At 65.9% G+C, this 12,804-nt stretch carries 9 protein-coding genes; all 9 read left to right on the forward strand.

From position 1 onward, the window contains the following. The first annotated feature begins 70 nt into the window (after nucleotides 1-70). The 9 genes from K1X74_10140 to K1X74_10180 all read left to right on the forward strand — a co-directional run bounded on the left by K1X74_10140 (nucleotide 71) and on the right by K1X74_10180 (nucleotide 12,803). The gene (locus K1X74_10140; GenBank protein ID MBX7166693.1) at nucleotides 71-1,441 is read left to right on the forward strand and encodes a beta-ketoacyl-[acyl-carrier-protein] synthase family protein; all 1,371 of its coding nucleotides are present in this window, start codon (nucleotides 71-73) and stop codon (nucleotides 1,439-1,441) included. 22 nt (nucleotides 1,442-1,463) lie between these two features. Then, entirely contained in the window at nucleotides 1,464-1,964 is a 501-nt protein-coding gene (locus tag K1X74_10145) for a DUF1569 domain-containing protein (GenBank protein ID MBX7166694.1), read from the forward strand. A 112-nt stretch (nucleotides 1,965-2,076) separates the two neighbouring features. Continuing rightward, a complete protein-coding gene (locus K1X74_10150; GenBank protein ID MBX7166695.1) occupies nucleotides 2,077-3,282 on the forward strand; it encodes an ATP-binding cassette domain-containing protein in 1,206 nt (401 codons plus the stop codon). Nucleotides 3,283-3,587: 305 nt separating this feature from the next. Further along, complete coding sequence (gene nusA, locus K1X74_10155) at nucleotides 3,588-4,943, forward strand: transcription termination factor NusA (GenBank protein MBX7166696.1); 1,356 nt, start codon at nucleotides 3,588-3,590, stop codon at nucleotides 4,941-4,943. Nucleotides 4,944-5,254: 311 nt separating this feature from the next. Continuing rightward, a complete protein-coding gene (gene infB / locus K1X74_10160) occupies nucleotides 5,255-7,885 on the forward strand; it encodes a translation initiation factor IF-2 (protein MBX7166697.1) in 2,631 nt (876 codons plus the stop codon). A 42-nt stretch (nucleotides 7,886-7,927) separates the two neighbouring features. Next, the gene (rbfA, locus tag K1X74_10165) at nucleotides 7,928-8,383 is read left to right on the forward strand and encodes a 30S ribosome-binding factor RbfA (GenBank protein ID MBX7166698.1); all 456 of its coding nucleotides are present in this window, start codon (nucleotides 7,928-7,930) and stop codon (nucleotides 8,381-8,383) included. A gap of 67 nt (nucleotides 8,384-8,450) precedes the next feature. Continuing rightward, entirely contained in the window at nucleotides 8,451-9,449 is a 999-nt protein-coding gene (locus tag K1X74_10170; GenBank protein MBX7166699.1) for a hypothetical protein, read from the forward strand. Nucleotides 9,450-9,693: 244 nt separating this feature from the next. Next, the gene (locus tag K1X74_10175; protein MBX7166700.1) at nucleotides 9,694-12,015 is read left to right on the forward strand and encodes a tetratricopeptide repeat protein; all 2,322 of its coding nucleotides are present in this window, start codon (nucleotides 9,694-9,696) and stop codon (nucleotides 12,013-12,015) included. 35 nt (nucleotides 12,016-12,050) lie between these two features. After that, complete coding sequence (locus K1X74_10180) at nucleotides 12,051-12,803, forward strand: YebC/PmpR family DNA-binding transcriptional regulator (GenBank protein MBX7166701.1); 753 nt, start codon at nucleotides 12,051-12,053, stop codon at nucleotides 12,801-12,803. Nucleotide 12,804: the final 1 nt, after the last annotated feature.

The following is a 12,804-nucleotide window of genomic DNA, read 5'->3' on the forward strand; positions in this document are numbered from 1 at the left end:
CGGTCTCGCCGCAGGCCAGTAAAATCTCCGTGTTTTTGGCATATCAAGGCGGCACGGACGACGGCAATTTATGGCAAGTTCCTCGCAATCGCGGCGGGTCGTGATCACCGGGATGGGCGTGATCTGCCCGCTGGGCAACACGCTCGACGAATTGTGGTCCGGATTGAGCGAACGCCGCAGCGCCATTGGACGTCTCGAATGGGTCGACGGCCGCGGCCTGAGCACCGATTTGGGCGCGCCGGCCGAGCAGTTCCGCGGCGAGATCGACGATTTTGGTCCGCTCGAATCGGCCCGCAAGAAAGCCATCCGCAAAGCGCTCAAGTTGATGTGCCGCGAAACGCAAATGGGCGTGGCCGCGGCGCAGCGGGCATTGGCCCATGCAGGGCTGGTCGACGAAACGACCCCCGATGGACGCTACGAGCCGGAGCGGATCGGCATCGTCTACGGCTCGGACTACATGTTGACCGATCCCGACGAGCTGAGCGCCGCCGTTGCGGCGTGCCTGGATACGAGTGCGGGTGACGCTGCCGCTGGCTTGGATCGTCGCCGGTTTCAGTACCCCCGCTGGGGCGGCGAAGGGATGCGGCAAATGACGCCGCTGTGGCTGCTCAAGTACCTGCCCAACATGCCGGCCTGCCATGTGGCGATCTATAACGACCTGCGCGGGCCCAACAACTCGTTGACTCAGCGCGAGGCGGCATCGAACGCGGCGATCGGCGAGGCGCTGCGGACGATTCAACGCGGCAGCGCGGAGATCATGGTGGCCGGTGCGACCGGCACGCGCATCCACCCGATGAAGGCCGTACACGCGCTGCTGCTGGAGGAAACCGCCACCGACGTTCCGCCGGAGCAGGCCTGCCGCCCGTTCGACCGCAATCGCTGCGGCACCGTATTCGGCGAAGGAGCGGGGGCCGTGATCCTCGAATCGCTCGAGTCGGCCCAACGGCGCGGTGCGAAGATCCTGGCCGAGGTGCTCGGCTTCGGCTCCTCGACCGTGGTCGATCGCCAGCGCGTCGCCCAGCGCGACCGGGCCGCGGCCAATGCCCTGCGCCTGGCGCTCGCGGACGCAGGACTTTCACCGGCCCAGATCGGTCATGTGCATGCGCACGGCCTGGCAACCCATTCGGCCGACGCGGACGAGGCCCGCGCGATTGGTGCGGCTTTCGGCGACCGGGCACGCGACGTACCGACGGTGGCCGCCAAGTCGAACTTCGGCAACCTGGGCGCCGGCTGCGGCGCGGTCGAGTTGGTGGCGAGCGTCCTGGCTCTGCATAACGGCCGGTTGTTTCCCGTGCTGAACTACACGACGCCCGACCCCGAGTGTCCGGTACGCGCCGTGACGCGCGACGACGAACCGGCGGGCCAGAACTTTGTGAATCTGAATTTCACGCCGCAGGGGCAGGCCACGGCGATCGTCGTCGGCGCATGGGACGGCCGATAATCGACGCAAAGGTAGGCGAACGATGGACGGCGATGCGGCTGCGGCAAGCCGGTCCAGGCGACGAGCACTAAAGTTCGCCACGCTCGACGAGGCGGTGCGCGACGCCGAGCATTTGCTGGCCTGTGGTTACGATCGGGCTGGCAACTGGGACCTGAACCAATGCTGCCGTCACCTCGCGGCGGTGATGCTGTATCCGCTCGACGGCTTTCCAGCGTTTGCCTTTCCGCTCAACGTGATGGCCTGGCTGCTGAGCAAGACTTGGGCACCTCGATTTCTCCGACAGGTCTTAGAACGGGGTGAATGGCCCGCGGGCGGGGCAACGGACAAGCGCACGGTCCAGCCCTCGGGAGGTAACGATCGGGACGGCGTGGCCCAGCTCAAAGCGGCCGTCGCACGATTGGAGGGCCACGAAGGCCCGCTGCATCCTTCACCCCTGTTCGGCCCGCTCGACAAGGCCACGCTCGTACGGCTGCACTGCATCCACACGGCCCACCACCTCAGCTTTCTCGTCCCGAGGTCCTGACGGTCGTTCGACTCGACCGGCCCTCAGCGCCATAATTGGCCGACCCGCCACGGCCGTTGGCGATGTGCGGGCAGGGCTCGTCCTGGCATTTTTCCTACGATCCGGCAGCTTCATGGCGTGCGTTTCGTTCGACGGGGTTTCTCGCGTCTTTGCCAACGGTACCGTGGCGGTCGATCGTTTGACGCTCGACGTACAAGACCAGGAGCTGCTGGTCCTCGTCGGTCCTAGCGGGTGCGGCAAGACCACTTCCCTGCGGCTGGTCGCCGGACTGGAAGAGTCGAACCAAGGCACGATTCGCATCGGCGGCCGCGTCGTCAACGACGTGCTGCCCAAGGATCGCGACGTGGCGATGGTGTTTCAGAACTATGCCCTCTATCCCCACATGTCGGTCTATCAAAACCTGGCCTTCGGACTCGAACTGCGCCAGGGGCCAGGCTATTTGAGGCGCGTCGGCGGCTGGCTCCTGGGTGGCAAGCTGGGTAAAGACGTCGCCGAACGCCGCCGGTGCATCGAAGCCCGTGTCCGCCGGGTGGCCGAGCTGCTCGACCTGGGTGCACTGCTCGAACGGCGCCCCGCGCAACTTTCGGGTGGGCAGCGGCAACGTGTCGCACTCGGCCGGGCCCTGGTGCGGGAGCCGGCCGTGTACCTGCTGGACGAACCGCTCTCGAACCTCGATGCCCGTTTACGGGTCGAGATGCGCCGCGAGATCCGCGCGCTGCAGCGGAGGCTGGCCACCACGATGATCTACGTGACTCACGATCAGATCGAGGCCATGACCCTGGGCGACCGGATCGCCCTGATGCACCAAGGGCGCCTGCAGCAGCTCGGCGCGCCTTTGGATCTTTATGACCGACCCTGTAATCGGTTCGTAGCGGGCTTCTTGGGGACGCCTCCCATGAACTTCGTGATGGGCACGCTGGCGCCGGCAGAAGCGGGGCTCGAGTTTCGCACGCCCGGGCTGCGAGTTCCGGTCGACAGCAAGGGCCTGGAAGCGGTACAAAGGAGGCTTGGCCGCGAGCTTGTGCTAGGTGTCCGTCCCGAGGCCGTTTGGCTGGGGGCCGACCCGCTGGCGAGCTCCGGGGTTTCCGCCACCGGCAGAATCGCCACGGTGGAGCCCTTGGGGGACGCGACGGTCGTGCACCTCACGGTGCTGGCACCGCCGGGCGAGCCGGATGCCGCGACAACGCTAGTGGCCAAACGGGAGGCTCGACTGAGCGTCGCCCCGGGCGACGTGCTCCAGTTCGGCTTCGCGACGAGTGCGGCTCATTGGTTCGACGCGGTGACGGGCGACAGTTTGCTCTGGCCTCCGGCCAGTTGAAGCAGACGCGTCCGCCAAACATCGAACGATGGCCGCCCCGACGCGCAGCGCCGGCTGGCCCCACAACCTGGGATTTGAGCAGCCGGGGAACGGTCCTGCCGGTGGCCGCACGATGTGTGGCCGTCGGATAGGGAACGTTGCCTTTTTTGTTTTGAGGGAGACTGCAGCACGCAAACCAGCGGGCCGCGATCGCGTGGCGACGGCGGCGGCGCTAGGGTTTGCGGAACACAACTCGGACAACCTGGACAATTCGGACAACTCGAACCCGGAACCCCGGCCGCACACCGGGGTGGAAACGCACAACCATGAACGCCAGTGAAATTCTGCGGCTGGTCGACTCGATCCATCGCGACAAGAACATCGACAAGGAAATTGTCTTCGAAGGCATCGAGGCGGCGCTCGTGTCGGCCGCCAAGAAACACTACGGCGAAGAAGACGAGATCATCGTCAAAATCGACCGCACCGACGGTTCGATCACCAGCTCGCGCAACGGCGAAGCGCTCGACCCAGAAGAAACCGTCGGCCGCATCGGCGCGCAGACCGCCAAGCAGGTGATGATCCAAAAGATTCGCGAGGCCGAACGCGACGCGCTCTACGACGAATACGACGCGATGAAGGGCCAGTTGGTCAACGGCGTCGTCCAACGGTTCGAAGGCGGCGTCGCCACGGTCCAATTGACCAACGTCGAAGCACTGCTGCCGCGCAGCGAGCAGATTCCTGGCGAATCGTATCACGCCAACGAACGCGTCCGGGCCGTGGTCTGCGAGGTCCGCAAGCAGGGCACCCGGGTCAAGGTGATCCTGAGCCGCACGCGCGCCGACCTGGTCCGCCGGTTGTTCGAGCAGGAGATTCCGGAAATCAGCGACGGCGTGATCGAGATCCGCGCCATGGCTCGCGAGCCCGGCTATCGGACCAAGGTGGCGGTCAGCTCGAGTGATCAGCGGGTCGATTGCGTTGGCGCCTGCGTGGGCGTGCGCGGCAATCGCATCAAGAACATCGTCGAAGAACTGGGCGGCGAGCGCATCGATATCGTCCGCTGGAGCGACGATATGCAAACGCTGATCCCCAATGCCCTCCAGCCGGCCGAGGTCGACGAGGTAATCCTGTGCCAGATGCTCGGCCGGGCCATTGTGCTTGTGCGCGAGGACCAGCTATCACTGGCCATCGGCCGCCGCGGCCAGAATGTCCGGCTGGCGAGCAAGCTCTGCGGCTGGGACATCGAGATCATGACCCGCGAGGAGCTGGACGAGCAGATCGAACGGGCCGTGGCCGGTTTCTGTTCGATCGAGGGGGTCGAAGAGAGTTTGAGCGAGAGGCTGGTGGGCGAAGGCTTTTTGACCTACGATGATCTGTCCGTCATTGAGCCCGACGCCCTGATGGAAATGGGTGATTTGACGGAAGAGCAGGTCAACCACATCGTCGCCCAGGCCGAGGCGAAAGCCGCCGAGGCCGAGGCCGCCGCTGCCGATCAGCGCCGCCGCCAACGCGAGCAAGAGCGTGCCGCCGGCGAAGCGGAGGCAGCCGCCGTGGCCGAACCCGTCGCCGAGGCGGAAGGCGACGGGGAGACCGCCGCCGAAGCCCCGGCTGAGTCGGCAGAGGTTTCCGAATCGTCGGAAGGCGCAGACACGGCCGGAACGGGGGAAGTGGCGACCGACGCGTGAGTCGGCTCGATGACTGAGTAGATCGTCGGCGCATGGCCGGGACCGTTCGAGACCCCGACCCAACGCGTGTCCGACGGTCCTACCGAGTGGCGAGTTGGCACTGGTTGGCCCTGTGACCTGCGGCATTGGCCGCGGCACGGGCAGCCGACTGGCGACATGAACGCTTGCGTGACCGTGGCCTCTGGGCGCACGGCCAGGCAAGGCGGGCATCCAACAGGAGACGCGGAATGAAGTGGTAATTGCGCAAGACGGTTTCCGGAACCGGGGTGCGTACGAACCCACGGCCGGAACACCTGACGGGAGAATGACCTTTGGCATTGCGGATCTATTCGCTCGCAAAAGAGCTGAAAATCGACAGCAAAGAGCTCGTCGACATCTGCGCGAAGGCGGGTGTCACGGGCAAGGGGTCGGCGCTGGCGAGCCTGACGGACGAAGAAGTCGTCAAGCTCAAGGCCTACCTGGCCGGTGGCGCAGCGCGCCATGCTCCTCCCAAGCCGGCTGCGCCTGCGGCCCCCGCGCCGCCGAGCGCTCCGCTCGCTCCGCAGCCCCCGTCGCGCGATGCCATGCGGCGCGAAGATTACGTCGCCCCGACTGGTGCGAGCGGACGCCCGCCGGTCATGCCGCCCCGCACCGAACGTCCGGCCGGCGACCAGCGGCGCAAGCCCCCGGCCGGCGATGCTCCGCCGAAATCGGCCCCGGCGATCAAACTGGCGCCGTTGCCGCCTTCGCAGCAACCCGTTGCGCCGGCCGCCAGTAGCGAGCCGGCCCCGCAGAAGCCCGACATCAAATTGCCGCCCGACGCGATTCGGGCAAGCAAGCTCGGCAGCAAGCCGCTGCAGGAGCACATGCGTAAGCACGAGGCCCGGCGGCGCGACGCCGAGACCACCTCACCGCCATCGGCCACGCCTTCGCCCCCGGGAGGGCCGCGCGGTCCACAGCCCGCCACGCCGCCGCTCGACCTGACTCCGGGGCGTGAACGTCGCCGCACCGGCGGCCCCAAAGAAGTCGCGGCCACGGGCGAAGCCGTTGATCTCGGTGGGCGCGAGTTGCGTCAACTCAAGCGCAAGCGAGCCCAGACCGACCGCCCCCGCCCCGAGGACGAAGGGGACAGCGGACCCTCACGGCGGATCACCCGGCAGCGACGCGGGGGCTCGACTTCGCTCGCGCCGCACAAAGGCAAGGTGACCATCGAACTGCCCTGCACGGTGCGCAGCCTGTGCGAGACGGCAGGCATCCCGGCGCGGATGGTGCTCGGCAAGCTCCTGGCGCTCGGCAAGATGGGCAACATCAACGCCGAGATGGACGCCGAAACATTGGAATTCCTCGGCATCGAGCTGGGCATCGAGCTCGAAGTGAAGCGCCCGCTCAGCATCGAGGACCAGGTGCTCACGTCGCTCGAGCAGCAGGAAGACAGCGCCGAGACGCTCGAACCTCGTCCGCCGATCGTGACTTTCCTGGGCCACGTCGACCACGGCAAGACCTCGCTCTTGGACCGGATCATCGGGACCAACGTCGTCAGCGGCGAAAGCGGCGGCATTACCCAGCACATCCGCGCCTATCGCGTCGAAAACAACGGCCGCCCGATTGCCTTCGTCGATACGCCCGGCCACGAGGCGTTTACCGAGATGCGGGCCCGCGGCGCCAACGTCACCGACGTCGCCGTGCTCGTCGTGGCGGCCGACGACGGCATCATGCCGCAGACCGAAGAGGCGATCAGCCATGCCCGTGCCGCCGGCGTGCCGCTGGTCGTGGCGCTCAACAAGATCGACTTGCCGGGCATCAACATCAATCGCATCTACGAACAGCTCGCGGCCAACGATTTGCTGCCGAGTGAATGGGGCGGCGAAACCGAAGTCTGCAAATGTAGCGCACTGACCGGCCAAGGCGTGGACACGCTGCTCGAAACGATCCTCACGCTGGCCGAGTTGCACGACTATCGCGCCAATCCGCATCGGCAGGCGCTGGGCACCTGCCTCGAGTCCGAGCTGCACGAGGAGCGCGGCGTCATGGCCAAGCTGATCGTGCAGAAAGGCACCCTGCACGTGGGCGACGTCATCGTCTGCGGCGCCGCGCACGGCCGCGTCAAGGCCATGTACGACACGCTCGACGGCCGCAAGACCTATCAAGAAGTGGGGCCCTCGACGCCCGTCAACGTGACCGGGCTCGACATCGCCCCGGGCGCCGGCGAGCACTTCTATGTGCTCGACGACATCACCCAGGCCCGCGAGATCGCCGAGCAGCGTGCGGCCCAAAGCCGCAAGGTCGCGCTGGGCGGCGGGCGCACGCACATCACCCTCGAAAACCTGCTCGACCATATCGGCACCGATACGCCAACCTTGAACTTGATCCTGCGGGCCGATACCCGCGGTTCGATCGAGGCGATTCAAAAGGAGCTATTGAAGCTCTCGCATCCCGAGGTGCAGGTGAAAGTGCTGCAGGCCACGGTCGGCGGGATTACCGAGGCCGACGTCTACCTGGCCGATGCCTCGGACGCGGTGATCATCGGTTTCAACGTCGTGCCCGACGAAAAGGCCCGCGCCATGGCCGATCAGCGGCGGGTGCAGATTCGCCGCTACGACATCATCTACAAGTTGGCCGAGGACTTGAAAGCCGCCTTGGAAGGCATGCTCAAGCCCGAAGAGCGCGAGACGGAGTTGGGCCGGGCGCTGGTGCTGAGGCTGTTCACGATCAGCCGCGTGGGCACCGTGGCGGGCTGCCGGGTGTTGTCGGGCACCATCGAGCGCAATTGCCGGATCCGCTTGATCCGCGAGAACCGCGTCATCGGCGACTATGGCTTGGGCTCGTTGCGCCGCGAAAAGGACGATGCCAAAGAAGTCCGTGAGGGGTTCGAGTGCGGCATCCGCCTGGCGAACTACAACGACCTCAAGGAAGGCGACGTGCTCGAAGCCTACAAGATCGAGGAAGTTGCCCGCACGCTGTAAGCCGTGCCTGTCTGTTTCGCCCGTTATTTGCCGCGCTTGGTCATGAGCTCTCGACGCGTCCTGAAAGTTGCCGAAGCGATTCGTGAGGTGGTCGGCATGGCCATCCTCACCGATTTGAACGATCCGCGCATTCAGGACGTCACGGTCACCTCCGTCGAGGTCGCGCCGGATTTGCGCAGCGCCAAGGTCAATGTGTCGGTCATGGGCGACACGACCAAGCAAGAGCTGAGCCTGCGCGGCCTGCAAAACGCTGCCGGCTATCTGCAAAGCAAGCTCAAGAACCGCATCGACACCCGGTATACGCCGCGGCTGCAGTTCGTGCTCGATCAGGGCGTCAAGCGCTCGATCGCCATGGCCAAGCTGCTGCGCGAGGTGCTCCCTCCGGACCATCCCGCCGCGGCCGAACTCGATCTCGCAGACCACGGCTCGCTGGCCGCGGATGAATTGCCCCCGCCGGCGCCGACCCCCGACGAAGAGCCGTCGGAACCGGCGTCGTAGTGCCTGGGAGTGCCTGCCGCTCCTGGATTACCGTTCGACTCCACCATCCGATTGACGATTTCGAAGCATGCCCAACCTGAATCGCAACGCCTTGATCGCTCGGCTGCAGAAGGTGCTCCGCAAGCACTACAAGCCCTGGACGCCGACCGAACGCCCGACCCTCGAACAGCTCTTGTTCGCCTGTCTGCTCGAAGATGCTCCTTACGGCCCGGCCGAGCAATGCTTCGCGATGTTGCAGGAACAATTCTTCGACTGGAACGAGGTCCGCGTGAGCACGGTCAAGGAACTGGCCGAAGTGCTCAGCCCCTTGCCCGGGCCGGCCGAGGCCGCCGCTCGCCTGCGCCGCGCGCTGCAGCACGTCTTCGAGGCCACGTATACGTTCGAGCTCGACTCTCTGCGCAAGTTGAAGCTGTCGCAGAGCCAGCAAAAGCTCGAAAAGATGGACGGCGTCACGCGCTTCGGCGTCTCCTTTCTCACGCAGGTGGCCCTGGGCGGTCACGCGATTCCACTGGACCGCTCGACCTTGGCTGCCTTGTCGGTCGTCGGGCTGGCCGATCCCAAGGAAGTCGCCGCCGGTGCCGTGACCGGACTTGAACGCGCAATTCCCAAGAGCAAAGGCGTCGAGTTCGCGTCGTTGCTGCACCAGTTGGGCGCGGAATACGCAGTGAATCCTTACGCGCCGAGCCTGCACGAGATCCTGGTCGAGATCAATCCGGCAGCCAAGGACAATCTGCCGAAGCGTCCGACCAAGAAGCAGATCGCCGAGGCGCAGGCCGCGGCCAAGGCCGAACAGAAGAAAGCCGAAGAGGCCAAGCGGTTGGCCGCCGCCAAGGCCATCGCCAAGAAGGTTGCCGCGGCCAAAGCAGCGCACGAGGAAGCGGCCGCCGCCAAGCGCACCCCTGTTCCCGAGAAGGCGCCCGCTCCCGCCACTCCCAAGGCGAAAGGTGACGGCAAGAAATCGGCGGCCAAGGCCAAAGCTGCTCCGGCGGCGAAGCCGGCCGCCAAGAAACCAGCCACCTCGGCCAAGAAGAGTACCCCCAAAGTGGCATCGAAAAAGCCACGATAACTGCGTCCTTCTCGCGACTTACTCCGGCCAGGTCCGCCGGACGGCGAGCCCCGTCGCCAGGTCGGCGATAGCCTGCGCCGCGAGCCGGCGATAGACTATCAACAGCCGTGGACGAGCTTGTGGATTGCCCCAAGTGCAATGCGCACCTTGGCTTCCGCTTGCCGGCTCGCGATTCCCGACGGCCCTCGACAGTCCGGGCACAACGTGCCCCTTCCGCCGGGCAGCTCCGGCTGAGGAACTCGACGTGAACCGTTCTTTGCTGACCTCGGCAGTATTGCTGACCGGTTTCCTCGTGCTGCTCGGCGATTGGCTGCCGGCGCTGCGCGCTGAGGCGCCGGCTCCGGCCGCCGATCCGACCGACTCGAGGCCGCCCGCCGAACTCTCACGGCCACTGGCGACCGAAAAGCCGGTCAGCGAGGTCGTCACCGACGCAGCGGGCAATCCGCTCGAACCGCTCGATCCCAAACAGGTCGCGACGGAGGCCGATCGCGACCACCTCGAAGCCCTGAGTCTGTTTGCAGCCGCGCGCACCAAGCAGCAGCGCGAAGACCTGCCTGGTGCCTTGCGGCTATACCAACGCGCCCTGCGTTTCGACCCGGCGTCGGAAATGATTCTGCAGCAAATCGTCACGCTGGCCACCGAGCTCGAACGCATGGGCGAGGCGATCCGCTACGCGGTCAAGGCCGCCGACGTAACGCCCGAGGGCCCCGTCGTCTTGTTGAGAGCGCTGGCATTGCACCTGGCCGAACAGGGACAACCCGAGCGGGCCATCGCGCTGTACGAGCGAGCGCTCGCTTCGCCCGATCTCGATCGAGAGTCGCCGGCCTACATCCTGCTGACGTCTGAGTTGGCACAGCTATACATGGCCCACGACCAGGCGGACAAGGCGGCCGAGTCATTTCGCCTCGTGCAAGAGCGCATCGAAGCGCAGGGCGGTGGAGCCGGCGAAGAACGCGTCCGCGCCGTCGTGCTCGAAGGGCTCGGCGGGCAGCAAGGGGCCTACTTGAGCTTTGGCGATGCCTATTTTGCCGCCAACCGACTTGAAGAGGCCACGGCCGCTTTCCGCGCCGCCGATGCGGCCAAGCACGACGAAGCGCTGCTCGGCTACAACCTGGCCCGCGTGGCGTTCGCGCAAGCGAACCCCGACAAAGCCCTGGAAGAACTGGGCAAGTATTTGCATGCCAAGTCCGACAGCGCAGGCATCGCGGCCTACGAGCTGCTGGCCAATATTCTCGAGCGGCAAGGTGCAAAGGGCGCGTTGGTCGAGCGGCTCGAAGCCTTGCAGACCGACGATCCCAAGAATGTGCCCTTGGCCTATTACCTGGCCGAGCGCTACCGCGAAGCGGGCCAGTTCGACAAGGTTGCCGCCTTGCTGCGGCCGCTCGTGTCCGAACGGCCCACGGTCGAAATCCTGCAAGCCTTGGCCCGGGCCGATCGCGAGTTGAAACAATTCTCGGGGCTCGTCGATACGCTGGCGGTCTGCAGCGGCGAAGGCCGCTCGCTCGACGTCCTGGGCGAAGAGTTGGACGCCATCCTGGGCGATGCTGCGGTCATCGACGGCCTGATCGCGGCCCTGCGCCAGCGCATGGCCGACGAGCCCGACAAGCTCCCGGCGGGAGCGCATTTGGCCGTGGCGTTGCTCGCGCTCGAGGCGGGGCGGTTGGACGTGGGGCAAGAGTTTTTCACGCTGGCCCTGGGCCCGCGGTCGCCGCAGGAGCAGGGTGAACTGTTGATCGATTGGGGCGTCGCGCTGCTGTCTGCCGAACACCCGGCGGCTGCGGCCGAGCATCTGCGCCGCGCAGCCGACGTGCTGCCGAAGGAGGCCCCACAGTCGATCCTGGCGCGCTACTACCTGGCCGGCGCGCTCGAATTAGCCGGCCAGACCGACGAGGCCCTGGCCGTGGCCCGCGAAGCGACGAGCGCCGGAGAAAAGAACGCCCGATTTGCTCCCTTGTTGCAAAGCCGCCTGGCCTGGGTCCTGTACCATGCCAAGCGGTTCGACGCGGCCGAATCCGAATATCGCAAATTGATCGCCCTGTTTGATCAGGACTACACGATCGAAGAGACCCGCGAGGTGCTCCGCGACACGCGATTGATCCTCTCCAATCTGCGCGTGCTGCACGATGATTTGCCGGCCGCCGAAGAATGGCTCGAACAAGTGCTCGACGAATTCCCCGACGATATCTCGGCCCAGAACGACTTGGGCTACCTCTGGGCCGACCAGGGGAAACGCCTCAGCCACGCCCTGGCGATGGTTCAAGCGGCCGTGAAGGCCGAGCCCGACAACGGGGCCTATCGCGACAGCCTGGGCTGGACGCTGCACCGGCTGGGCCGCGATGAAGAAGCGCTGGCCGAGCTGCGGCAAGCGGTCGCCGGCGACGATCCCGACGGCGTGATCCTCGATCACCTGGGCGACGTGCTCCTGGCCTTGGGTCAGGTCGCCGAGGCGCGCGAGGCCTGGACCCGGGCCGTGGCGGCGTTCGACCCCGCGGTCGAGAGCAAGCAGATCGAGGCCACGCAGCAGAAACTCGCTGCACATCCGGTCGACGCAGCACCGCAGAACTAGGCAGCATTCCAGCGTTTCACGACGGACTTCCTGTTATGGCCGGTCATTCGCATTGGGCGGGCATCAAGTACAAGAAAGCCCTGATCGACAACAAGCGCGGCAAGCTGTGGAGCAAGCTGTCGAAGACGATCATCGTCGCTGCGCGGGTCGGCGGAGGTGACACCTCGACCAACCTGCGGCTGCGCTATGCGATCGACGCGGCACGTGCCGTGAGCATGCCCAAGGACAACATCGCCCGTGCCATCAAAAAAGGGACCGGCGAGCTCGAAGGCGGCAACCTCGAAGAGGTCTTGTACGAGGGCTACGGTCCCGCGGGCGTGGCCGTGTTGTGTGAAATCCTCACCGACAATCGCAACCGCACGGCGCCTGAGGTTCGCAAGCTGTTCGAAACGTACGACGGCAAGCTGGGGGCGACCGGCTGCGTGGCGTGGATGTTTGAACGCAAGGGGCTGTTCCTGGTTCCAGCGGCCGGGATCGACGAAGACCAGCTGATGGAAATCGCGCTGGAGGCCGGTGCCGACGACGTGCGTCCACAGGACGGCAAGTTCGAGATCACCTGCGACCCGAGCAGTTTCCAAAGCGTGTCCGACGCCCTGGCGTCGCACTCGATTGCACCCGAGGTCGCGGAGATCTCCCGGATTCCGCAGAACACCGTCGATCTCGACGCGGAGACGGGTCGCAAGGTGTTGCAACTGCTCGAAAAGCTCGACGACCACGACGACGTGCAAAGCGTCTCGGCCAACTTCAACATTCCCGACACGGCCATGGCCGAAATCACGGGGAGCTGAG

The sequence above is a fragment of the Pirellulales bacterium genome (assembly GCA_019694435.1).
GTDB lineage: Bacteria > Planctomycetota > Planctomycetia > Pirellulales > JAEUIK01 > JAIBBZ01.

Excerpts from the sequence above, each read along its gene's own strand:
- K1X74_10150 (MBX7166695.1), top strand. The coding sequence starts at position 2,077 with ATGGCGTGCGTTTCGTTCGACGGGGTTTCTCGCGTCTTTGCCAACGGT.
- rbfA (MBX7166698.1), top strand. The coding sequence starts at position 7,928 with ATGAGCTCTCGACGCGTCCTGAAAGTTGCCGAAGCGATTCGTGAGGTG.
- K1X74_10180 (MBX7166701.1), top strand. The coding sequence starts at position 12,051 with ATGGCCGGTCATTCGCATTGGGCGGGCATCAAGTACAAGAAAGCCCTG.
- nusA (MBX7166696.1), top strand. The coding sequence starts at position 3,588 with ATGAACGCCAGTGAAATTCTGCGGCTGGTCGACTCGATCCATCGCGAC.
- K1X74_10140 (MBX7166693.1), top strand. The coding sequence starts at position 71 with ATGGCAAGTTCCTCGCAATCGCGGCGGGTCGTGATCACCGGGATGGGC.
- K1X74_10170 (MBX7166699.1), top strand. The coding sequence starts at position 8,451 with ATGCCCAACCTGAATCGCAACGCCTTGATCGCTCGGCTGCAGAAGGTG.
- K1X74_10145 (MBX7166694.1), top strand. The coding sequence starts at position 1,464 with ATGGACGGCGATGCGGCTGCGGCAAGCCGGTCCAGGCGACGAGCACTA.